This window comes from Streptomyces telluris, assembly GCF_024519335.1.
In the GTDB taxonomy this organism is placed as follows: Bacteria; Actinomycetota; Actinomycetes; order Streptomycetales; family Streptomycetaceae; genus Streptomyces; species Streptomyces telluris.
Genome location: NZ_JANIID010000016.1, coordinates 44,136 through 66,548, shown reverse-complemented (window position 1 = coordinate 66,548; position 22,413 = coordinate 44,136). Strand labels below are relative to the sequence as shown.

Below are 22,413 nucleotides of genomic sequence, written 5' to 3'. Positions count from 1 at the left end.
GTACGGGGAAACCCCGTACGGCCCTCGTACCGCATTACGCCGGGACGCTCGCAACACCCACCGGCAGGAACCGCCGGCCGGCGGCGCGCTCGGAGATGCCCTCACGGTCCAGGTACGGCGTGATGCCGCCCAGGTGGAAGGGCCAGCCCGCGCCGGTGATCAGGCACAGGTCGATGTCCTGCGCCTCGGCGACGACGCCCTCGTCGAGCATGAGGCCGATCTCCTGCGCGACCGCCTCCAGGACGCGGGCCCGGACCTGCTCCTCCGTCAGGACGGAGTCGCCCTGGACCAGAAGGGCGGCGACCTCGGGGTCCAGCTCCGGCTTGCCGGAGTCGTAGACGTAGAAGCCGCGCTTGCCGGCCTTGACGACCGCGGCGAGGTTCGGGGAGACCTTGAAGCGGTCGGGGAACGCACCAGCCAGCGTCTCGGAGACGTGGAGGCCGATGGCGGGGCCGACGAGCTCCAGGAGCACCAGCGGGGACATCGGCAGGCCGAGCGGCTCGACGGCCTTCTCCGCCACCGCGACCGGCGTGCCCTCGTCGATGACGTTCTGGATCTCGCCCATGAAGCGGGTGAGGATGCGGTTGACGACGAACGCCGGGGCGTCCTTCACCAGGACCGCGCTCTTCTTGAGCTTCTTGGCGACGGCGAAGGCCGTGGCCAGGGAGGCGTCGTCGGTCTTCTCGCCGCGGACGATCTCCAGCAGCGGGAGGATGGCGACCGGGTTGAAGAAGTGGAAGCCGACGACCCGCTCGGGGTGCTTGAGCTTCGACGCCATCTCGGTGACGGACAGCGAGGAGGTGTTCGTGGCGAGGATGGTGTGCGCGGGCACGACCGCCTCGACCTCGGCGAACACCTGCTGCTTGACGCCCATCTCCTCGAAGACGGCCTCGATGACGAAGTCCGCGTCGCCGAAGCCGGCGGCCTTGTCGAGGGAGCCGGTGACGGCGGCCTTGAGGCGGTTGGCCTTGTCGTTGCCGATGCGGCCCTTGGCGAGGAGCTTGTCGATCTCGCCGTGGACGTAGCCGACGCCCTTGTCGATGCGCTCCTGGTCGATGTCGGTGAGGACGACCTGGACCTCCAGGCGGCGCGCGAAGAGGAGCGCGAGCTGGGAGGCCATCAGACCGGCGCCGACGACGCCCACCTTGGTGACGGGGCGGGCCAGCGAGCGGTCGGGGGCACCGGCCGGGCGCTTGGCGCGCTTCTGCACCAGGTTGAAGGAGTAGATGCCGCTGCGCAGCTCCTCGCCCATGATCAGGTCCGCGAGGGCCTGGTCCTCGGCGTCGAAGCCCTGGCGCAGGTCGCCGTTCTTCGCCGCGGAGATGATGTCCAGGGCGCGGTAGGCGGCCGGGGCGGCGCCGTGCACCTTGGAGTCGGCGATGAAGCGGCCGCGCTCGACGGCCTGGTCCCAGGCCTCGCCGCGGTCGATCTCGGCGCGCTCGACCTGGATGTCGCCCTTGAGGACGGAGGCCGTCCACACGAGGGACTGCTCCAGGAAGTCGGCGCCCTCGAAGAGGGCGTCGGCGATGCCGAGCTCGAAGACCTGCTTGCCCTTGAGCTGGCGGTTCTGGTTGAGCGAGTTCTCGATGATGACCGAGACCGCGCGGTCGGCGCCGATGAGGTTCGGCAGCAGGGCGCAGCCGCCCCAGCCGGGGACCAGGCCGAGGAAGACCTCGGGGAGGGAGAAGGCCGGGATGGCCTTCGAGACGGTGCGGTAGGTGCAGTGCAGGCCGACCTCGACGCCGCCGCCCATGGCCGCGCCGTTGTAGTACGCGAAGGTCGGGACGGCGAGGGAGGACAGGCGCTTGAAGACGTCGTGGCCGCCCTTGCCGATGGCGAGCGCGTCCTCGTGGCGCTTGAGGAGCTCGACGCCCTTGAGGTCGGCGCCGACGGCGAAGATGAACGGCTTGCCGGTGAGGCCGATGCCGGTGATCGCGCCCTCGGCGGCCTCCTTCTCGACCTGGTCGATCGCGGCGTTGAGGTTCGCGAGCGACTGCGGGCCGAAGGTGGTCGGCTTGGTGTGGTCCAGGCCGTTGTCCAGCGTGATGAGCGCGAAGCGCCCGGCGCCGAAGGGGAGGTCGAAGTGGCGGACGTGCGCCTGGGTCACGACCTCGCCGGGGAACAGCTCCGCCGCGCCCTTGAGAAGTTCAGCGGTGGTGCTCACTTGTTGCCTCCGTCGAAGTGCGGGTTCTCCCAGATGACCGTGCCGCCCATGCCGAGGCCGACACACATCGAGGTGAGGCCGTAGCGGACGTGCGGCTGCTCCTCGAACTGGCGGGCCAGCTGGGTCATCAGGCGGACGCCGGACGAGGCCAGCGGGTGGCCGAAGGCGATGGCGCCGCCGTACTGGTTGACGCGCGGGTCGTCGTCCGCGATGCCGTAGTGGTCCAGGAGCGCGAGCACCTGCACGGCGTAGGCCTCGTTCAGCTCGAACAGGCCGATGTCGTCGATGGTCAGGCCGGCCTTGGCGAGGGCCTTCTCGGTGGCCGGGATCGGGCCGTAGCCCATGACCTCGGGCTCGACGCCGACGAAGGCGTACGAGACGAGGCGCATCCGGACCGGCAGGCCCAGCTCGCGCGCGACGTCCTCGGAGGCGATCAGCGAGGCGGTGGCGCCGTCGTTGAGGCCCGAGGCGTTGCCGGGGGTGACCCGGCCGTGCGGGCGGAACGGCGTCTTGAGGCCCGCCAGGCCCTCCATGGTGGTGCCCGGGCGCATCGGCTCGTCGGCCGTGACCAGGCCCCAGCCCAGCTCCCCGCCCTCGGGGGTGGTGCGGCGCACGGAGATCGGCACGAGGTCGGCCTGGATCTTGCCGTCGGCGTAGGCCTTGGCGGCCTTCTCCTGGCTGCGGACGGCGTAGGCGTCCGAGCGCTCCTTGGTCAGCTGCGGGTAGCGGTCGTGCAGGTTCTCCGCGGTCATGCCCATGACGAGGGCGGACTCGTCGACGAGCTTCTCCGAGAGGAAGCGCGGGTTGGGGTCGACGCCCTCGCCCATGGGGTGGCGGCCCATGTGCTCGACGCCGCCCGCGAGGGCGATGTCGTAGGCACCGAAGGCGACGCCGCCGGCGACGGTGGTCACGGCGGTCATGGCACCGGCGCACATGCGGTCGATGGACATGCCGGGCACGGTCTGGGGCAGGCCCGCGAGCATGCCGGCCGTACGGCCCAGGGTCAGGCCCTGGTCGCCGATCTGCGTGGTCGCGGCGATGGCGACCTCGTCGATCTTGGCGGGGTCGAGGTTGGGGTTCCGGCGCAGCAGCTCACGGATGCACTTGATGACGAGGTCGTCGGCGCGGGTCTCGTGGTAGATGCCCTTCGGGCCCGCCTTGCCGAACGGGGTGCGGACGCCGTCGACGAAAACGACGTCCCTAGCGGTACGAGGCACTTGGCTCTCCTCCTGTGCGGGATCGCTGCGCGCGCGGGCATGCCGGGACGGCTCCGCCGCGGTGCGGGCTGACACCGGTCATGCTACTTGCGGGTAACCAAGCTGCACAGACCCACCGGCGGGAGCGGTGAAGGTCACATTGCGTGGGTGGGGGCGGGGGTGGCTGCGCCTGCGGGTGCGGCTGCGGCTGAGGTGGCGGTCGCGCCTTGCGGCCGGGGGTGCGGCGGGCTCGGCACCGCCGGGCACCGAGCGGTGGGCCGGTCGCCGTTGCGGCGGGAAAGGCCCCGGCCCCGCCCTTTCACCGTTTCCCAGGGGCAAGCCCCCGGCCCCCGAGGGGCTGAGGGCTCGGCCCGGGGCCCGGGGACTTGCCCCCGGTTTCGGGAAAGGGCGGGGCCGGGGAACACCGCCCGCCGCGACGGTGGGTAACCACCGTCGACGCTGTCGGCGGTGCCGAGCCGGCGGCTGTCCGCCGCCGACCGGCCTGCACCGGACGTCAGGCCACGGCCTCCGTGAGGGCCTTCACCAGGGCCGGGGTCACCTGTTCCACCTGCCACGGGCGCGCTCCGTGCGCGGAGAGGATCTCCGCCACCGCCTCCGGCGTCGGACGCGCGGGCGGCTCCCAGCACAGCCTCCGCACCGTGTCCGGAGTGATCAGGTTCTCCTGCGGCATGGTGAGGCGCTCGGCGAGCTCGGAGACGGCCGTGCGGGCCGCGGTGAGCCGGGCCGCGGCCTCCGGGTCCTTGTCCGCCCAGGCGCGCGGCGGCGGAGGGCCGGTCAGGGGCTGGCCGGGCTGCGGCAGTTCGGCGTCCGGGATCGCGCGGGCGCGGTCGATCGCCGCCTGCCACTGCTCCAGCTGCTTGCGGCTCATGCGGTGCCCGTAGCCGGGCAGGGCCGCCAGGGCCTGGGCGTTCGGCGGCATGTTGAGCGCGGCCTCGACGATCGCGGCGTCGCCCAGCACCTTGCCGGGGGAGACGTCGCGCCGCTGCGCCACGTGGTCACGGGCGGTCCACAGCTCGCGCACCACCGCCATCTGGCGGCGCCTGCGCACCTTGTGCATCCCGGACGTGCGGCGCCAGGGGTCCTTGCGGGGCGGGGCGGGCGGGGCGGAGGCGATGGCGTCGAACTCCTGCCGGGCCCACTCCAGCTTGCCCTGGCGGTCCAGCTCCTCCTCCAGCGCGTCGCGCAGGTCGACGAGGAGTTCCACGTCGAGGGCGGCGTAGCGCAGCCAGGGGTCGGGCAGGGGGCGGGTCGACCAGTCGACGGCGGAGTGCCCCTTCTCCAGGGCGTACCCCAGGACGTTCTCCACCATGGCTCCGAGACCCACCCGTGCGAACCCGGCGAGCCGTCCGGCCAGCTCGGTGTCGAACAGCCGCGTCGGCGTCATCCCTATCTCGCGCAGGCACGGCAGGTCCTGGGTGGCTGCGTGCAGCACCCACTCGGCGTCGGCGATGGCGTCGCCGAGCGCGGACAGGTCGGGGCAGCCGACCGGGTCGATGAGCGCGCTGCCGGCGCCTTCACGGCGCAGCTGGACGAGGTAGGCGCGCTGGCCGTAGCGGTATCCGGAGGCGCGCTCGGCGTCGACGGCGACGGGGCCGGTGCCGGCGGCGAACGCGGCGACGACCCGCTGCAGGGCATCGTTGTCAGCGACGACCGGCGGGATGCCCTCGCGTGGCTCCAGTAGGGGGATCGGCGCCGAAACGACGTCGTCCGGGGGAGCGCCCCCGGTGGTTCGCAGTGGTGTGTCTGCTGCGGTTTCTTGGGCGTCGGTCACCGGTCAAGGGTATCTGTGTATGGCAAGCGCCCGTCGACGGAACGTCCCGTCGACGGGCGCGGCGTGTGGGTCCGGCGGGTGGGAAGGGGGTGTGTGCGGGCGTGTGTACGGGCGTACGGCCGTGGCTGCCCGCGGGGCTGCCGTCCGGGTGATCCACGGGCTTGGGGGGAGCCGTGGTGGATCTTCGGGTCGGTGGATCCGGTGGATCCGGTGGATCCGGGGGGTCCGGGGGTCCGGTGGATCTGTCAGTGGATGATGCCGGTGCGCAGGGCCACGGCGACCATGCCGGCCCGGTCCCCGGTGCCGAGCTTGCGGGCGATCCGGGCGAGGTGGCTCTTCACGGTGAGCGCGGACAGCCCCATGGAGACGCCGATGGCCTTGTTGGACTGGCCCTCCGCGACCAGTCGCAGCACCTCGACCTCGCGGCCGGAGAGCTCGCGGTAGCCGCCGGGGTGGCCGGGGGCGCCGGGCGGGCGGCGGTGCAGCCGGGCAGCGGCCGCGGAACCGATGGGGGCGGCGCCGGGGCGGCCCGGGACGCCGAGGTTGGTGCGGGTGCCGGTGACGACGTAGCCCTTGACGCCGCCCGCGAGGGCGTTGCGCACGGCGCCGATGTCGTCGGCGGCGGACAGGGCCAGGCCGTTGGGCCAGCCCGCGGCGCGGGTCTCGGACAGGAGCGTGAGCCCGGAGCCGTCGGGGAGGTGGACGTCGGCCACGCAGATGTCGCGCGGGTTGCCGACGCGGGGGCGGGCCTCCGCGATGGACGACGCCTCGATCACATCTCGCACCCCCAGCGCCCACAGGTGCCGGGTGACGGTGGAGCGGACGCGGGGGTCGGCGACGACGACCATGGCCGTCGGTTTATTGGGGCGGTAGGCGAGGCTCGCAGGTTGCTCGAGGAGAACGGACACCAAGCCTCCAGGGGGGAGTGGCGGGGGGACGGGTGCCGGCTATTCGGGGTAAGCCGGGGCGATCCGTATGGGAAGGGTCACAAGCCTCTTCGGCACCGAAGCGTTCCGGCTTTAGGGAATGATCACGAATTGATGAGTAACAATTCGGGCAATTCGGATGCGATCGATCAACAACCGATCAAATTACCGATCGAAACATTGCCCGCGACCGGCAGAAACCGATCACGGGTACGGCATCCGGGTGACCGTTCCGCTGCGCGGGGCGCGACGACGACGGGGGTCCGCCCGTCGCCCCGTGGGCCGCGGGCGGCCGGCGCGGCGGGAGCCGGTGAAGGGGCCTGCCCCTTCAAGACCGCCGCGGTGGCGCTCAGCCACAGCGGTGCTGTCCGGCGGTGCCGGGCCCGCCTGAGCTCGTACGGCACCGCCGGGTTCCACCGTCGTGGCCGGTCGCCGTCGCGGCGGATTTCAAGGATGCTGCGCATCCTTGCCCGGCCCGGCCCGGCCCGGCGCGTCGCCGTCAGCGGCTTTGCGGGTCCCTTCGCTGGGGGAGTGTCACTACCCCAGCGTCCGCGCCGCCGCCCGGCGGCAGGCCCGCGATCTGGCACAACAGGTCGCACCACGCGGCCAGGTGGGCCGCCGTGTCGGGGACCCCGGCGGCGCCCTCCGGCGCGTCTCCCTCGGCCTTTCCGCCGTGGACCGCCCGTACGGGCTTCCCCGCGGGGGGTACGGGCGACCACGAGGCCCGGATCTCGATGCGTGTCGACGGCTCGCGGTCCCGCAGGCCGCCGAAGTAGTGCGACCCGGCACGCGTCACCGTCCCGCTCGGCGCCTCGTAGGGCACGCGCCGCGCCTCCAGGGCGCCGGTCAGCCAGGACCAGCACACCTCGGGCAGCAGCGGGTCGGCCGCCATCTCCGGCTCCAGGTCCGCGTGGACGAGCGTGACGAGCCGGAAGGTGCCGCCCCAGGCCTCGTGGCCGGCCGGGTCGTGCAGCAGGATCAGCCGCCCGTCGGCCAGTTCCTGGTCGTCGACGACGACCGCGGCCTCCAGCGCGTACGAGTAGGGGGCGAGCCGCTGGGGCGGCGGGGTCGCGTCGAGTTCGATCTCCGGCCGCAGGCGCACTCCTTGCAGCCCGGCGACCGCTTGCCGGAAGACGGACGGGGAGTCCTCCCCATCCGCGTCGTCCGGACCGTCCGAGAGGTGTCCCTGCGCCGCAGCCATGCCCGGAAGACTAGGCGGAAGGGAGCGCGGTTCCGGGTAGGGACACCCACATGGGCGGGTCACTCGTTCGGCCCGTGCGAAGATTTGGGGCATGAGTGAGCGCAGGGATGCCGGCCAGCCCGCCGGCCAGCAGCAGACCGGCCGCACGGCGGCGTACGACTCGGCGTTCCTGCGGGCGTGCCGGCGCGAGCCGGTGCCGCACACGCCGGTGTGGTTCATGCGGCAGGCCGGACGGTCCCTGCCGGAGTACCGCAAGGTGCGCGAGGGCATTCCGATGCTGGAGTCCTGCATGCGGCCCGAGCTGGTCACGGAGATCACCCTGCAGCCCGTGCGCCGGCACAACGTCGACGCCGCGATCTTCTTCAGCGACATCGTGGTGCCGCTGAAGGCCGTCGGCATCGACCTCGACATCAAGCCGGGCGTGGGCCCGGTCGTCGCCGAGCCGATCCGCACCCGCGCCGACCTGGACCGGCTCCGCCCGCTGGACGCCTCCGACGTCTCCTACGTCACCGAGGCCGTCCGCATGCTGACGGCCGAGCTGGGCACGACCCCGCTCATCGGCTTCGCCGGTGCGCCGTTCACGCTCGCGAGCTACCTCATCGAGGGCGGCCCGTCGCGGACGTACGAGAACACCAAGGCCATGATGTACGGCGACCCGGAGCTGTGGGCCGACCTCGTCGACCGCCTCGCCGGCATCACGTCCGCCTTCCTCGACGTCCAGATCGCGGCCGGCGCCTCCGCCGTCCAGCTCTTCGACTCCTGGGCCGGCGCCCTCGCCCCGGCCGAGTACCGCAAGTACGTCATGCCGGCCTCGGCCAAGGTCTTCGACGCGGTCGCCCACCACGGCGTGCCCCGCATCCACTTCGGCGTGGGCACCGGCGAGCTCCTCAACCTCATGGGCGAGGCCGGCGCGGACGTCGTCGGCGTCGACTGGCGCGTCCCGATGGACGAGGCCGCCCGCCGCGTCGGCCCCGGCAGGGCCCTGCAGGGCAACCTCGACCCGGCCGTCCTCTTCGCCGGTCACAAGGCGGTGGAGCTGAAGGCCCGTGAGGTCCTGGACGCGGCGTCCGGCCTGGAGGGCCACATCTTCAACCTGGGTCACGGCGTCATGCCGAACACCAACCCGGAAGCGCTGACGCGCCTGGTGGAGTACGTCCACGAGCAGACCGCGCGCTAGCAGACCGCGCGCTAGCGGTAGCGGCAGCGGCGGGAGCGGACATACGAGAGCGGGCGGCCATTCCGGCCGCCCGCTTCGTGTCATCCTTCGCTCGATCGCTCAGCTGCTCAGCGCCGGGTAGTCGGTGTACCCCTTGGCGCCCTCGCCGCCGTAGAACGTCGCGCGGTCCGCGGCGTTGAACGGGCCACCGGTCTTGAGGCGGGCGGGCAGGTCGGGGTTGGAGATGAACAGCTGCCCGTAGCTGATGATGTCGGCGGTGCCGTCCTCGACGAGCGAGAGGGCGTCCGGGCCGGTCGGGCCGTCGGTGAAGGCGTTGAGGACCAGGGCCCCGGAGAACCGCTTGCGCAGCTCCAGGGTGAGCTCGCGGATGTCGAGGCCCTCCATGATGTGCAGGTAGGCCAGGCCCAGCGGTTCGAGGGCGTCGACCAGCGCGGTGTAGGTGGCCGCGGCGTCGGGCTCCTCGATCGAGTGCAGCGGGTTCGCGGGGGAGATCCGCAGGGCGGTCCTGGCGGCCCCGATCTCGGCGACGACGGCCTTGACCGTCTCGACGGCGAAGCGGATGCGGTTCTCGACGCCGCCGCCCCACTCGTCGGTGCGCCGGTTGGAGCCGGGCGCGAGGAACTGGTGGATCAGGTAGCCGTTGGCGCCGTGCAGCTCCACGCCGTCGAAGCCGGCCTCGATCGCGTTGCGCGCGGCGGTGGCGTAGTCGGCGATGGTGGCGCGGACCTCGTCGCCGGTCAGCTCGCGGGGCGTGACGAAGTCCTTCATGCCCTCGGGGGTGAAGGTGCTGCCCTGGGCGGCGACCGCGGAGGGGCCCACCGGCGTCAGGCCCTCGGGCAGCAGCACCGGGTGCCCGATGCGGCCGGTGTGCATGAGCTGCGCGAAGATCCGGCCGCCCGCGGCGTGCACGGCATCGGTGACCTTGCGCCAGGCGGCGACCTGCTCGGCGCTGTGCAGCCCCGGGGTCCAGGGGTAGCCCTGGCCGACGACGGAGGGCTGGACACCCTCGGTGACGATCAGGCCGGCCGAGGCGCGCTGCGCGTAGTACTCGGCGGTCAGGTCCGTGGCCGTGCCGCCGTGACCGGCGCGGCTGCGGGTCATCGGCGCCATCGCTATGCGGTTGGCGAGGCGGAGGCCGGCGAGGTCGATCGGGTCGAAAGCGGTGGTCATGGCTGTCCCCTCGATGGAGCAACGGCAGGTTGCGGATACTTGGCCGACCATTATTGGTCGGCCAAGCTTTGGGCTCGGACGCCACTGTAGCGCATTACTTGGCCGGCCAACATAATGGAGATGAGAGGATCTCCCACCGCCCCGCAGACCCGCCCCCACCCGAAGGAGGCCCGCACATGTCCGGCCCCACCCCGCCGATCTGTCCCGACCCCGCCGCCGCCCTTCCGCTGTGTTCCGGGGGCGGTGGCCAGGTCAGCCACGCCATCGCCCGCGTCGCCCGGGCCCACCGCATCACCGCCGGCAACCTGCTGCGCAAGCTCGGGCTCTACGCCGGGCAGGAGCTGCTGATGATGCGGCTGTGGGAGGCCGGCCCGCAGCGCCAGGCCGAGCTGATCAAGCTGATGGGGCTCGACCCCTCGACCGTGACCCGCATGGTCCAGCGCCTGGAGCAGGCCGGCCTGGTCACCCGGTCCCCCTGCCCCGGCGACCGCCGCGCCGTCCTGGTGGAGACCACGGCCGCGGGCGAGGCCCTGCGCAAGGAGGTGGAGCAGGTGTGGCAGGAGCTGGAGGAGCGCACCCTCGCCGGCCTCCCCGAGGACGACCGCAAGGAGCTGACCCGGCTCCTGTCGCACCTGGAGGGCAACCTCACGGGCTGCTGAGCGCGCGCCTCGCCCTGCGCGGGCCCCTCTCCCCGCGCGCCCTCCTCGCGTCCGCTACGGGACCGGCGGGAAGGGGACCCCGCCCAGGAGCGGCAGGAGCGTCTCCTCCTCGTGGTCGAGGTGCGCCGTCAGCTCCGCCGACATCCGCTCCAGCTCCGTGCGGAACCGCTCGGGGTCGGCGCCGGCGACGTCGGCCAGGAGGGCGCTCAGCTCCTCCTGGATGCGGGCGACCGTGCGGTGCTCGGCGCGCAGCCGGGCGAAGGCGTCCGCGAGATGGGGATGGTGGGCCTCCATGGCCGGGAACATGTGCCGGTCCTCGCTGACGTGGTGGAACTCCAGCGACTGGCAGAACGCCAGGCAGTGCTGGCGGATCTGCAGCCCGAGGCCCGGCGCGGGCGGCTCGCCCGGCCCCTGGTGCGCCGCCAGCGCGGCGAAGTGGGCGTCGGTCTCCTCGCGCACGTGCCGCAGCTGCGCGCGGAGCCAGACGTGCACTTCCAGGAGCTTGTCGGCGAGGGTCCTCACCGGGGCGGGGGCGTCCGCCCCGGCGTCGGCCGCGGCACGCTCCAGGACCACGACCGGCAGGACGCGGGTGGTCTTCTTCTGGTACGCGTCGTATCCGGGCTCGGCGTTCACCACGTGCGCGAACAGCCGGTCGCGGCGCTCCCCTTCGGCGGGCACCGCGACCGCCTCGTACTGCTCGGTGCCGATCTCCACCCGGACCACGGGGTGGGCCAGGAGGTTGTGGTACCAGTCCGGGTGGCGGGGCGCGCCGAGGTTGGACCCGACGACCATGAGCAGGCCGTCGTGGCGCACGTAGCCGAGCGGCGTGGTGCGCTCCACGCCGGACCGCGCACCGGTCGTGGTCAGCAACAGCAGGTCGCCGCCCTCGAAGGGGCCGCCGACCTTTCCGCCGTTGGCCCGGAACTCGTCGATGACGGACTGGTTGAAAGAAAACGCGCTGGACATGCGAGTGGGCTCTCCGAAAAGACATGCAGGACCGGCCGCGCGATCGGCGCGGGGGTGCCTGAAGGACGGGAATCCGCAGGAGGCGGAGGGAAGCGGAAGAAAAAGGGGCGCACGGAGCGCCGCGGCGCGCGAACGGGCGCGCCTGCGTCAGGCTCAGCCTGCGAAGCGTGAGGACATGGGAAGACCCCTGTACTACGGGTGGTCGCCCGGCTGCCGGCCGGCCCACATCTCTTTGGCCGGCGCCACGCGCCACGCGCCCATTAGACCGAGCGAGCCCGGCCCGCGTCAACGTCGAAGATCACCGGCTGGGCGGACCGCCCCGACGATGGCCGGATTCCTCCGTACGCGCGACCGGCCCCCCTCCTACGATGCAGGCGACCGGTGGGGCCGGGCCCCACGGGAGGGAGCCCAGGATGCGCACGATGATCAGACGCTTCGCCGCGGTCACCGTGGCCGCCGCGGCGGCGACCGTGATGGCCGCCGGCACGGCCGGCGCCGACGGCACCGGGACGACCGAGAACTACAACTGCCCGCGCGGGTACGCCTGCATCTACCCCGAGAACCAGTCGCCGCCCGTCAGCCCGTCGCACAAGTACCAGAGGTACGGGGCGCACAACCTCGTCAACCAGTACGGGATGCACGCCGTCATCAACAACCAGTACGGCGGCATGGGCGCGACCGTGCGCCTGTGCACCGGCTACGGCGGCACCGGCGACTGCAGCATCGTCATCACCCCGCAGGTGGGCATCTACGTGAATCTCACGCCCATCAACTCGATTGTCCTCGACCGTCCTTGACGGCCGCCGCCGCCCTGCGCGCCGCCACCAGCACCGGATCCCACACCGGCGAGAACGGCGGGGCGTAGCCCAGGTCCAAGGACGTCATCTGATCCACCGTCATGCGGGCCGTGAGGGCCACCGCCGCGACGTCCACCCTCTTGGCCGCGCCCTCGCGGCCCACGATCTGCACGCCCAGCAGCCGCCCCGTGCCGTGTTCGGCGAGCATCTTGACCGTCATGGGGCGGGCGCCGGGGTAGTAGCCGGCGCGGCTCGTCGACTCGACCGTGGCGGTCACGTAGCGCAGGCCCTCCGCCCGCGCCTGGGCCTCCAGCAGGCCGGTCCGGGCGATCTCCAGGTCGCACACCTTGCTGACGGCCGTGCCGACCACGCCGGGGAACGTCGCGTAGCCGCCGCCCACGTTGGTGCCGATGACCTGCCCGTGCTTGTTGGCGTGCGTGCCGAGGGCGATGTGGCGGGTGCGGCCGGAGACGAGGTCCAGGACCTCCACGCAGTCGCCGCCCGCCCAGACGTTCTCGTGGCCGCGCACCCGCATGGCCAGGTCGGTGAGCAGCCCGCCCGACGTGCCCAGCGGCAGGCCCGCTTCCCGGGCCAGCGTGGTCTCCGGGCGTACCCCGAGGCCGAGGACGACCACGTCGGCGGGGAACTCGCCGGCGTCGGTGGCGACCGCCCGGGCCGAGCCGTCCGGGCCCGTCCGTACGGCGGTGACCTCGGTGTCCGTCACCACCTCGATGCCCATGGCGGTCATGGCGTCGCGCACGAGCTCGCCCATGTCCGGGTCGAGGGTGGCCATCGGCTGGGAGGAGCGCTCGACGACGGTCACCGCGTAGCCCCGCAGGACGAGCGCCTCCGCCATCTCCACGCCGATGTACCCGGCGCCCACCACGACGGCCCGGCGGCCGGCCTCGCCGCCGTCGAGGGCCGCGACGAGCGCCCGGCCGTCGTCCAGGGTCTGCACCCCGTGCACGCCCGGCGCGTCGATGCCCTCCAGGGGCGGGCGCACCGGGCGGGCGCCGGTGGCGAGGACGAGGTGGTCGAAGCCGTGCCAGCGCTCCTCGCCCGACTCCAGGTCACGGGCGAGGACGCGCTGTTTCTCCAGATCGAGCCCGGTCACCTCGGTGCGCATCCGGACGTCGATGCCGCGCTCGCGGTGCTCCTGCGGCGTGCGGGCGATCAGCGCGTCCGGGCCGTCGACGACGCCGCCGGCCCAGTACGGGATGCCGCACGCGGAGTACGACGTGAACCGGCCGCGCTCGAACGCGGTGATCTCCAGCTCGCCGGGCCCGCGGCGCCTGCGCGCCCGGGACGCGGCGGACATGCCCGCCGCGTCGCCTCCGACGACCACGAGTCGCTGCACGGCCATGCGCCGCTCCCTTCCGTCTTCGTCCCGGTCTTCAGTCCCCGGTTTTCAGTCCCCGGTTTTCAGCTCCCGGTCTTCAGTCTCAGCCCTGGTTCCGGCCTGAGCCGTTCCCGTACCGGCCCGCCCCGTAGTCCAGGAACACCGTCTCGTCCTCTCCCTGCAGCTTCACGTCGAAGCGGTAGGTGTTCCGCTGCCCGGGCTCCGGGCGCGCCAGCAGCGTCGCCCGCCGTTCCGGCGGCAGCGCGGACAGCAGCGGGTCCCCGGGCGGCTCGGTGACGTACACGCGGGTGAACAGGTGGTGGTCGAGCCCGCGCGCGAGGACGCACAGGGCGAGGTACGGCACGCCGCCCGGCAGCAGGGTGTGCAGCGCGTAGTGCCCGTCGCGGCAGGTGGGGACGCGGGCGAAGCCGGTGAACGCCCTGCCGTCGCGGCGCAGGCTGCCCGGCGCCCCGGCGAGCGAGCCGTCCGGGGCCGCCTGCCAGAACTCCAGCAGGGCGTCGGGCACGGGCGTGCCCTCGCCGTCGTAGACGTGGCCGTGGAGGGTCACGGCCCCCGGGTGCCCCGGGGGCGCGAGGTCGCCGCCGCCGGGGAAGGGCAGCGCGGTGCCGTAGTAGGGGCCGACGGTCTGGGAGGGCGTCGGGGGCAGCATCAGCGGCCCTCCTCGGCCCAGGTGGCGGACGGGCCGTCCAGGACGATGTCCCAGCGGTAGCCGAGCGACCGGCCGGGCTCGCCCGCCGCCGGGTCGAAGGCGCAGACCAGCCGGGACCGCGCGGCCGCGTCCCTGACGCCGCACCGGATGATGTCGGCCGGCAGGAGCGGGTCGCCGGGGAAGTACATCTGGGTCACCAGGCGCTGGGTGAAGGCCGTGCCGAAGAGGGAGAAGTGCAGGTGTGCGGCGCGCCAGTGGTCCTGCGGGCCGCCCAGCGGATAGGCGCCGGGCCGGACGGTGACGAAGCGGTAGCGGCCGTCGTCGTCGGTGAGGCAGCGGCCCGCGCCGGTGAAGTTGGGGTCGAGCGGGGCGGGGTGGCGGTCGAGCGGGTGGGCGTAGCGGCCGGCGGCGTTGGCCTGCCACACCTCCACGAGCTGGCCGCGCACCGGCCGCCCGCGGCGGTCCGTGACCCGCCCGCCGACGGTGATGCGCTCGCCGATCGGCTCGCCGCGGTGCTGCCGGGTGAGGTCGTGGTCGAGGGGGCCGACGTCGGCCGCTCCGAAGACCGGGCCGGTCAGCTCGACGGTGTCCGGCGGGGGCGGCAGCGGCACGGGCACGCGGACGGCCGGCCTGAGGGGCGCGCGGAGGGCGGCGGCGCGCGCGGCGGGGGAGAGGGCGTCGTCGGGGTCCGTACGGCGTATCCGTTCCTGTGCGGGTTCAGAGAGGGCCATGGGACGGATCTACCCCGTGCCGCCCGCGGTGATCCCGGACGGGCCGCCGCCGGGTCAGATCAGCGGGGCGCCCGCATAGTTCTCGGCCAGTTCCGCGGCGGCCGCCGTGGGTCCGGTGAGCCGGCGCAGCCGGGTGAGCTGCATGGCGCGGTCGTAGGCGTCGGCGCCCGGCGGGGTGTGCAGCAGGGTCGTCATCTCGTGCGAGAAGGCCTGGGCCTGCCACACCCGGCGCAGACAGTTGTCCGAATACCGGTCGATGAGGGAGGTCGAGCCGCTGCGGTGCCAGTGGGTGAACGCCCGGGCCATCGTGACGACGTCCCCGAAGGCCAGGTTGAGGCCCTTGGCGGCGCTCGGCGGCACGATGTGCGCCGCGTCCCCGGCGAGCAGCAGCCGCCCGTGGCGCATGGGCTCGATGACCTGGCTGCGCAGGCCGCTCACGGACTTGGTGAGGACGGGGCCGCGCTGCAGCCGCCAGCCGCCCGCGGCCAGCCGGACGTCGAGCTCGTCCCAGATCCGGTCGTCCGGCCAGTCGCCCGGCGAGGTGCCGTTGGGCACCTGGATGTAGAGGCGGGAGAGGGCGGGAGTGCGCATGCTGTGCAGCGCGAAGCCCCGCTCGTGGCCGGCGAGCAGCAGCTCGTCGCTGGAGGGCGCGACGTCCGCGAGGATGCCGAGCCAGGAGTACGGGTACGTGCGCGCGTGCATCCGGACCGCGCCCGGGGGCAGGGCGCGGCGGGAGGCGCCGTACGAGCCGTCGCAGCCCGCCACGTACTCGCATTCCAGCGTCCGCTCCGGGCCGGCCGGGCCGGCCGGGCCGCTCGGGCCTTCTGCCCCGTCCGTCCCGTCAGTCCCGTCCGTTCTGTCAGTCCCGTCCGGCTCCTCCGTGACGAAGCGGATCAGCGGCTGCTCCCCGTCGGTCTTCTCCACGGCCACCACCCGCGCGCCGAACAGCAGCGGCGGGCCGTCCGCCAGCTGAAGGGCGATCAGGTCCTTGACCACCTCGGTCTGCGGGTAGAGCGTCACGGTCCGGCCGCCGGTCAGGGAGGGCAGGTCCACCCGGTGCGCCTCGCCTTCGAAGCGCAGCTCGAAGCCGCGGTGCACCAGGCCCTCGCGGTCCAGCCGGTCGCCCGCGCCGCACTCCCGCAGGACGTCCGCCGCGCCCTGCTCCAGCATCCCGGCGCGCTGGCGCCGCTCCACGTACGCCCGGTCGCGGGCCTCCAGGACGACGCAGTCCACTCCGGCCCGGTGCAGCAGCCGGGCGAGCAGCAGGCCGGCGGGACCGGCTCCGATGATGGCGACGGTGGTACGCATGGGCGGGCAACCTCCCCGGAGAGCGAGCGCCGTACGGACCCCGGCGTGCGCGCTCCTCCGGGCCGGCGGCCTCAGCGTTCGAGGACCAGCGCCTGCCCCTGCCCGACGCCGATGCACAGCGCGGCCAGCCCCGTGCCCGAGCCCGCCGCGGCGAGCTGATGGGCCACGGCCCCCGCGAGGCGCGCGCCGGAGCATCCGAGCGGGTGGCCGATGGCGATCGCGCCGCCGCGGGGGTTGACGATCCCGGGGTCGAGGTCCGGCCACTCCGCGAAGCATCCCAGGACCTGGGCCGCGTAGGCCTCGTTGAGCTCGAAATGTGTCACGTCCGCCAGCGAGCGCCCGGCCTTGGCGAGGGCCCGCCGCACGGCCTCCACCGGCCCGAGCCCGTAGAGGTCCGGCTCCAGCGCGGTGACGGCCGAGGCCCGTACGCGCGCGAGCGGCTCGCGGCCCGTGCGCCGCAGCCCCTCCTCGTCGCACAGCAGCACCGCCGCCGCGCCGTCGTTGAGCGGCGAGGCGTTGCCCGCCGTGACCGTGCCGCCGTCCTTGCGGAAGGCCGGCTTCAGGCGGGCGAGGGCCTCCAGGGAGGTGTTGTCGCGGATGGTCTCGTCGCGGGGGAGCTCCACGCCCGGCACCGGGACGGCCTCGGCGGCGTACGCGCCCTCGGCCCACGCCCGCGCGGCCTTGCGGTGGCTGGCGAGCGCGTACGCGTCCTGCTGCTCGCGGGTGATGCCGTACTTGTCGGCGATCAGCTCGGCGCCCTCGCCCAGCGACGTCGTCCACCGCTCGGGCATGGCCGGGTTGGTCATCCGCCAGCCCAGCGTGGTCGAGTACAGCTGCTGGTGGGCCGCGGGGAAGGCCCGCTCGGGCTTCGGCATGACGTAGGGCGCGCGGGTCATGGACTCCACGCCGCCCGCCACCACGACCGAGGCGTCGCCGAGCGCGATGGCGCGGTAGGCGTGGACGACGGCCTCCAGGCCCGAGGCGCACAGCCGGTTGACCGTCAGGCCCGGCACCGTCACCGGCAGGCCGGACAGCAGGACGGCCATCCGGGCCACGTTGCGGTTCTCCTCGCCGGCGCCGTTGGCGTTGCCGAAGACGACGTCGTCGATCAGGGCGGGGTCGAGGCCGGGGCTGCGGCCGACGACGGAGCGCACCACGTGCGCCGCGAGGTCGTCGGGCCGGACGGAGGCGAGGGCGCCGCCGTACTTGCCGACCGGGGTGCGCACGGCGTCGACGACGTACACGTCCCGGATGCGGTCGTTCATGGCTGCTCCTCCCGCGGCGCCCCACCACCGGGGTCCGCCCTGTGAACTGGTGTTCATGGTCGGCCGCAACCGAGTCTTCGGGCTGCGGCCGTGCGCTGTCAATGGGTAACCGCCCGACCGTTCGGACGGGAGCCTCTTGCGTGGCCCGGCCACCGGTCCGCGCAGGGGCGTTTGAGAGAGTGGTGCCATGAGCGCAGCGGACATTTCGGCGGACATTTCGGCGGGCGTTTCGGCGGACCGTTCACGGCGGCACGCGGCCGTCATCGGCGGGGGGATCTCGGGGCTCGCGGCGGCCCTGCGGCTGGCACGGGCGGGCGTCCGCGTCACGCTGCTGGAGAGCGAGGGCCGCGTCGGCGGCAAGCTGCACGCGGGAGAGATCGCGGGCATGCCCGTGGACCTCGGCGCCGAATCGGTGCTGGCCCGCCGCCCCGAAGCCGTGGAGCTCGCCCGCGCCGCCGGCCTGGGCGACCGGCTGCAGCCGCCCGCCGCCACCGCGATGCTGTGGACCCGCGGCGAGCTGCGCCCCCTGCCCACCGGGCACACCATGGGCGTCCCCGGCGACCTGGCCCCGCTGGCCGCCGCAGGCATCCTCTCCGCCGACGGGCTCGCCCGCGTCGCCCGCGACGCCGAGCTGCCGCACACCGACCCCGGCGAGGACGTCGCCATCGGCGCCTACATCGCCGAACGCATGGGCCGCGAGGTCGTCGACCGGCTCGTCGAGCCGCTCCTCGGCGGCGTCTACGCGGGCGACGCCTACCGCATCTCGATGCGGGCGGCCGTACCGCCGCTCTTCGAGGCCGCCCGCACCCACCGCTCGCTCGGCGAGGGCGTGCGGGAGCTGCAGGAGCGCGCCGCCGCCCGGCAGCAGACCGGACCGGTCTTCATGGGCATCGAGGGCGGCATCGGCAGGCTGCCGCTCGCCGTCGCGGACGCGGTGCGCGCCGCAGGCGGCGAGATCCGCACCCACGCGCCGGTGACCGAAGTCGCGCGCACCGCCGACGGCGGCTGGCTGGTCGAGCTGGCGGACGAGACGCTGGCGGTGGACGCCGTCGTCGTCGCCACGCCCGCGCACGACGCGGCACGCATCATCGCCCGCGCCTGCCGCGCCGCCGGGGCCGGAGCCGCCGTCGACGCCCTCGCCGGCGTCGAGTACGCCTCCATGGCGCTGGTCACCATGGCCTTCCGCCGCTCCGACGTCGAGGGGCTGCTGAACGGCAGCGGCTTCCTCGTCCCGCCCGTCGACGGGCGGAAGATCAAGGCGTCCACGTTCTCCAGCAACAAGTGGCGCTGGAACGCCGAAGCCGACCCCGGCCTGTTCGTCCTGCGCACCTCGATCGGGCGGTACGGCGACGAGGGCGACCTGACCCGCCCGGACGGCGAGCTGGTGGACCTGTCGCTCAAGGACCTCGGCGCCGCCGTGGGCCTCGCGGCCGCCCCGGTCGCGAGCCGGGTCACCCGCTGGGACGGCGGCCTGCCGCAGTACCCGGTCGGCCACCTCGCGCGCGTGGCGCGCATCCGCAAGCACGTCGCCCGCCTGCCCGGCCTGGAGGTCTGCGGCGCCGTCTACGACGGCGTGGGCATCCCGGCCTGCATCGCGAGCGCCCACCGCGCGGCCGACGGGCTCATCGCGACCCTGGCCGAGGGCGCGGGGGACGACAGGGGAGAATAGGGACCATGACTGACGCGCAGAAGATCCCGAACGCCGGTAAGAAGGCCAAGGACCTCAACGAGGTCATCCGCTACACCCTCTGGTCGGTGTTCAAGCTCCGCGACGTCCTGCCGCAGGACCGCGCCGGCTGGGCCGACGAGGTGGAGGAGCTGTTCGCCCAGCTCGCCGAGAAGGACGTCACCGTGCGCGGCACGTACGACCTCTCGGGCCTGCGCGCCGACGCCGACGTCATGATCTGGTGGCACTCCGAGACCTCGGACGCCCTCCAGGACGCCTACAACCTCTTCCGCCGCACCCGCCTCGGCCGTGCGCTGGAGCCGGTGTGGTCGAACATGGCGCTGCACCGCCCCGCCGAGTTCAACAAGTCGCACATCCCGGCGTTCCTCGCCGACGAGACGCCGCGCGACTACGTCAGCGTCTACCCCTTCGTGCGCTCGTACGACTGGTACCTGCTGCCCGACGAGGACCGCCGCCGCATGCTCGCCGACCACGGCAAGATGGCCCGCGGCTACCCGGACGTGCGCGCCAACACGGTCGCGTCCTTCTCGCTCGGCGACTACGAGTGGATCCTCGCCTTCGAGGCGAACGACCTCTACCGCATCGTCGACCTGATGCGGCACCTCCGCGCGTCCGAGGCACGGATGCACGTGCGCGAGGAGGTGCCGTTCTACACGGGTCGCCGGAAGGCGGTCGCCGAGCTGGTGGCCGGCCTGGCCTGACGGCTCTCTCTTATGCCGGCTTGAGGCCCTTGCCCGTCGTGGCCGCGGGTTCCCGGCGCGGAGCGCACTCCGCGCCCCGCGCCGGGACCGCACCCGTCAGCAGGTACGTGTCCAGGTGGCCGTTGACGCAGCGGTTGGGGCCGCCCCCGATGCCGTGCGTGCCCGCGTCCCGCTCGGTCACCAGCGCCGAGCCCGGCAGCCTGCGGCGCAGCTCCAGCGCGCCCGTGTACGGGGTGGCCGCGTCCCGCTCCGACGCCAGCAGCAGCGTCGGCGGCAGGGCGCCGCGTGCCGCGCGGACGTCGAGCGGCCGCTGCTGGTGCGTCTTCCAGAACGCGCACGGCAGGTTCATCCAGGCGTTCTGCCAGGTCTCGAACGGGGCCCGCTCCGCCAGCCGCGTGTTGTCGCGGTCCCACACCCGCCAGGAGCGCGGCCAGCGCGCGTCGTTGCACTCGACGGCGGTGTAGACGGCGTTGGCGTTCTCGGCGGCGACGGCGCCCGAGGCGTCCGGCTCCGCGAGGACGCGCAGCGGCTTGGCGTCCCCGCGCAGGTACGCCGCGAGGGCGTTCGCGGCGCGCGCCCAGTAGGTGTCGGTGTAGCCGACCTGGAGGAGCGCGGCCTGCAGCTCCCCGGGGCCGACCTTGCCGGCGGGGCGGTTCCCGAGCCGCTTGCTCGCGCGGTCGTAGGACGCCAGCACCTGCCCCGCGGTGCGCCCGAGGTGGTAGACCTTGTCGTGCCGGGCCACCCAGCGCCGCCAGTCGCCCCAGCGCTTCTCGAAGGCCGCGGACTGGTCCAGGTTGCTGCCGTACCAGATCTTCCGGGGACTGGGGTCGACCACGCTGTCGAAGACCATGCGGCGCACGTGCCCGGGGAAGAGCGTGGCGTAGAGCGCGCCGAAGTAGGTGCCGTAGGAGGCGCCCATGTACGTCAGCCGCCGTTCGCCGAGCGCGGCGCGGAGCACGTCCAGGTCGCGGGCGTTGTTGAGGCTGGTGTAGTACGGCAGGTCCGCGCCGGCCTTGCGGGCGCAGCCCCGGGCGTAGGCCTTGGCCTCGGCGATCTTCTTGCGCTTGTAGGCGGCCGTGGGGTGCTGCGGGGCGTCGGTGGGGGCCTTGGTGAAGCTCGCGGGGTTCACGCACGACAGCGGGGCGGAGCGGCCGACGCCGCGGGGCGCGTAGCCGACGAAGTCGTAGGCCTTCGCCAGCTTCTTCCACTGCGGGACGGCGGCGAGCAGCGGGAAGAACATGCCGGAGCCACCCGGGCCGCCGGGGTTGTAGACGAGCGAGCCCTGCCGTTCGTGCGCCGGGCCGGTGGCGCGGCCGCGGCTGACGGTGAGGTTGATGCGCTTGCCGTGGGGGTGGGCGTAGTCCAGCGGTACGGACACGGTTCCGCACTCGAAGGGGGCGGGCAGGCCCTCGGCCGCGGGGCACGCCCCGAAGCGGATGCCGGCCGCGGCGGCCTGCTGGGCGGCCTTCTCGGCGCCGAGGGCTTCGGCGTAGCCGCCCGGCGTGTGGCCCGGGGCGAGGGCATCGGCCGGGGCGCTGACGAGTGTGGTGAGGACCAGGGATCCGAGGGCTCCGTACAACGCGACTGCTCTCACTGACCATCCCTTCCCGGCTTTAATGTGACAAAAGGGATATTTGGTCCGTGGTTCGGCGAAGTAAAGCACCGGCGGCCGGTGTCGCCGGAATGCGGCCGAAGGGGGAGGGGCGGGGCGTGGACGAGGCCCCGCGATCGGGGGGATGTCGCGGGGCCTCTGTCCGATTCAACGGCCGGACGGCCGGGTTGGTTCCCCCGCTTCTGCGGCAGTATGAGCGGTGGGGGTGGTGTGCGTGCGGGAGCGGCCGGACGGCAAGAGGAGTGCGAACGGGAAGACTTACGATCCCGAGCGGCTGTTCCTGCCGCCCGACGACGACCTCGCCCCCAACCGCCCCGGCGAGACGCTCCGCGCCCGGCTCGACGGCTCCGCGGCGGCCGGAGCCTCCGGGCGGGCCCGCCTCCTGATCGCCCGCCTGCTCGGCCGGCGGCCCGTGGAGGACGTTTGGCGCCGGGCGCTGGCCGCCGAGCAGTGCGTCGGCGCGGCGCTCGAAGGGATCGCCGGAAGCGGCTGGGACGTGGTGCACTCCATCGTCCTGCCGGGGGACGCGATCATCTCGCACCTGCTGATCGGCCCCGGCGGGGTCTTCGGCATCTCCACCAGGCCCGGGCGGCGGGCACGCGTCCGCGCCGGCGAGTCGCAGGTGCGCACGGACCGGGAGCGGCGGCCCTGCCCGTACGTCCGCGAGACGCGGCACGACGCCGCGCGCGCCTCCCTCGTCCTCTCCCGCGGCTGCGGCTTCCTCGTGCAGGTGCAGCCGGTGCTGGTGTTCGCCGGGGCGCGGAGCGTGGAGACGGCGCCGGAGCTCGACGACGTCCGGGTGATGGGGGAGGGGGAGGTGCCGGGGCTCGGCGCGCTGGGCGGGGTGCTGCACCCGGACCGGGCGCGGCGCATCCACACGGTGGCGCGCAACCGGCGGGTGTGGCTGTGGGCGTGACGGGTCGTCGGATCCGGGGCGCGGGAGCGTGTGACGTACCGTCAGACGGGTGAAGCGCGGGCGTATTTCCCGACCGGGCGGCCGGTCGCTGCGTAGCCTTGATCGTGCGGTCGAGGACCACGGGAAGGCTGCGGTG

Annotated in this window: 19 protein-coding genes; 6 read left to right on the top strand and 13 right to left on the bottom strand. The window is 73.8% G+C overall.

What is annotated here, in order from left to right:
• Positions 1 to 34: 34 nt before the first annotated feature.
• The 5 genes from NQU55_RS18625 to NQU55_RS18605 all read right to left on the bottom strand — a co-directional run bounded on the left by NQU55_RS18625 (position 35) and on the right by NQU55_RS18605 (position 7,279).
• Complete coding sequence (locus NQU55_RS18625; protein ID WP_168094918.1) at positions 35 to 2,164, bottom strand: 3-hydroxyacyl-CoA dehydrogenase NAD-binding domain-containing protein; 2,130 nt, start codon at positions 2,162 to 2,164, stop codon at positions 35 to 37.
• Entirely contained in the window at positions 2,161 to 3,381 is a 1,221-nt protein-coding gene (locus NQU55_RS18620) for a thiolase family protein (RefSeq protein WP_256790860.1), read from the bottom strand. Before NQU55_RS18620 ends, NQU55_RS18625 begins: the two co-directional genes overlap by 4 nt.
• Positions 3,382 to 3,874: 493 nt before the next feature.
• Positions 3,875 to 5,152, bottom strand: a complete 1,278-nt coding sequence (locus tag NQU55_RS18615; protein WP_168093413.1) for an HRDC domain-containing protein — start codon at positions 5,150 to 5,152, stop codon at positions 3,875 to 3,877.
• A gap of 245 nt (positions 5,153 to 5,397) precedes the next feature.
• On the bottom strand, positions 5,398 to 6,060 hold the full coding sequence (locus tag NQU55_RS18610; protein ID WP_030369345.1) for a response regulator transcription factor: 663 nt from the start codon (positions 6,058 to 6,060) through the stop codon (positions 5,398 to 5,400).
• 517 nt (positions 6,061 to 6,577) lie between these two features.
• Positions 6,578 to 7,279, bottom strand: coding sequence for a DUF3000 domain-containing protein (locus NQU55_RS18605; protein ID WP_168093414.1), 702 nt, complete (start codon positions 7,277 to 7,279; stop codon positions 6,578 to 6,580).
• Between the two features lie 91 nt (positions 7,280 to 7,370).
• Here NQU55_RS18605 and hemE point away from each other — a divergent pair, with 91 nt between their 5' ends.
• Positions 7,371 to 8,456 carry a uroporphyrinogen decarboxylase gene (gene hemE / locus NQU55_RS18600; protein WP_168093415.1) on the top strand — a complete coding sequence of 362 codons (1,086 nt, stop codon included), beginning with the start codon at positions 7,371 to 7,373 and terminating at the stop codon, positions 8,454 to 8,456.
• Positions 8,457 to 8,555: 99 nt separating this feature from the next.
• Here hemE and NQU55_RS18595 read toward each other — a convergent pair whose 3' ends face one another.
• Positions 8,556 to 9,626, bottom strand: coding sequence for an alkene reductase (locus tag NQU55_RS18595; RefSeq protein WP_168093416.1), 1,071 nt, complete (start codon positions 9,624 to 9,626; stop codon positions 8,556 to 8,558).
• Positions 9,627 to 9,802: 176 nt separating this feature from the next.
• Between NQU55_RS18595 and NQU55_RS18590 the strand changes: the two genes are divergently transcribed.
• The gene (locus NQU55_RS18590) at positions 9,803 to 10,285 is read left to right on the top strand and encodes a MarR family winged helix-turn-helix transcriptional regulator (RefSeq protein ID WP_168093417.1); all 483 of its coding nucleotides are present in this window, start codon (positions 9,803 to 9,805) and stop codon (positions 10,283 to 10,285) included.
• A gap of 54 nt (positions 10,286 to 10,339) precedes the next feature.
• Here the strand turns inward: NQU55_RS18590 and NQU55_RS18585 are convergent, their stop codons facing one another.
• A complete protein-coding gene (locus NQU55_RS18585) occupies positions 10,340 to 11,251 on the bottom strand; it encodes a nitroreductase/quinone reductase family protein (protein ID WP_168093418.1) in 912 nt (303 codons plus the stop codon).
• 413 nt (positions 11,252 to 11,664) lie between these two features.
• Here NQU55_RS18585 and NQU55_RS18580 point away from each other — a divergent pair, with 413 nt between their 5' ends.
• Entirely contained in the window at positions 11,665 to 12,048 is a 384-nt protein-coding gene (locus NQU55_RS18580; RefSeq protein WP_168093419.1) for a hypothetical protein, read from the top strand.
• Here the strand turns inward: NQU55_RS18580 and NQU55_RS18575 are convergent.
• From NQU55_RS18575 to NQU55_RS18555, 5 genes are all read right to left on the bottom strand, one after another.
• Entirely contained in the window at positions 12,020 to 13,411 is a 1,392-nt protein-coding gene (locus tag NQU55_RS18575) for an FAD-dependent oxidoreductase (protein WP_168093420.1), read from the bottom strand. The genes NQU55_RS18580 and NQU55_RS18575 overlap by 29 nt on opposite strands.
• Before the next feature lie 79 nt (positions 13,412 to 13,490).
• On the bottom strand, positions 13,491 to 14,057 hold the full coding sequence (gene pcaG / locus NQU55_RS18570; protein WP_168093421.1) for a protocatechuate 3,4-dioxygenase subunit alpha: 567 nt from the start codon (positions 14,055 to 14,057) through the stop codon (positions 13,491 to 13,493).
• On the bottom strand, positions 14,057 to 14,788 hold the full coding sequence (gene pcaH / locus NQU55_RS18565) for a protocatechuate 3,4-dioxygenase subunit beta (protein WP_168093422.1): 732 nt from the start codon (positions 14,786 to 14,788) through the stop codon (positions 14,057 to 14,059). Before pcaH ends, pcaG begins: the two co-directional genes overlap by 1 nt.
• Before the next feature lie 54 nt (positions 14,789 to 14,842).
• Positions 14,843 to 16,096, bottom strand: a complete 1,254-nt coding sequence (locus NQU55_RS18560) for a 4-hydroxybenzoate 3-monooxygenase (RefSeq protein WP_168093423.1) — start codon at positions 16,094 to 16,096, stop codon at positions 14,843 to 14,845.
• A 71-nt stretch (positions 16,097 to 16,167) separates the two neighbouring features.
• Positions 16,168 to 17,361, bottom strand: coding sequence for a thiolase family protein (locus NQU55_RS18555; RefSeq protein ID WP_168093424.1), 1,194 nt, complete (start codon positions 17,359 to 17,361; stop codon positions 16,168 to 16,170).
• 187 nt (positions 17,362 to 17,548) lie between these two features.
• Between NQU55_RS18555 and hemG the strand changes: the two genes are divergently transcribed.
• The gene (gene hemG, locus NQU55_RS18550) at positions 17,549 to 19,030 is read left to right on the top strand and encodes a protoporphyrinogen oxidase (RefSeq protein ID WP_168096068.1); all 1,482 of its coding nucleotides are present in this window, start codon (positions 17,549 to 17,551) and stop codon (positions 19,028 to 19,030) included.
• Between the two features lie 5 nt (positions 19,031 to 19,035).
• Positions 19,036 to 19,749, top strand: coding sequence for a hydrogen peroxide-dependent heme synthase (gene hemQ, locus NQU55_RS18545; protein ID WP_058042342.1), 714 nt, complete (start codon positions 19,036 to 19,038; stop codon positions 19,747 to 19,749).
• 10 nt (positions 19,750 to 19,759) lie between these two features.
• On the opposite strand, the gene NQU55_RS18540 is transcribed toward hemQ, so the two are convergent.
• On the bottom strand, positions 19,760 to 21,343 hold the full coding sequence (locus NQU55_RS18540; protein ID WP_168096069.1) for an alpha/beta hydrolase: 1,584 nt from the start codon (positions 21,341 to 21,343) through the stop codon (positions 19,760 to 19,762).
• Positions 21,344 to 21,575: 232 nt separating this feature from the next.
• Between NQU55_RS18540 and NQU55_RS18535 the strand changes: the two genes are divergently transcribed.
• Positions 21,576 to 22,277 carry a nuclease-related domain-containing protein gene (locus NQU55_RS18535; RefSeq protein WP_256790859.1) on the top strand — a complete coding sequence of 234 codons (702 nt, stop codon included), beginning with the start codon at positions 21,576 to 21,578 and terminating at the stop codon, positions 22,275 to 22,277.
• Positions 22,278 to 22,413: the final 136 nt, after the last annotated feature.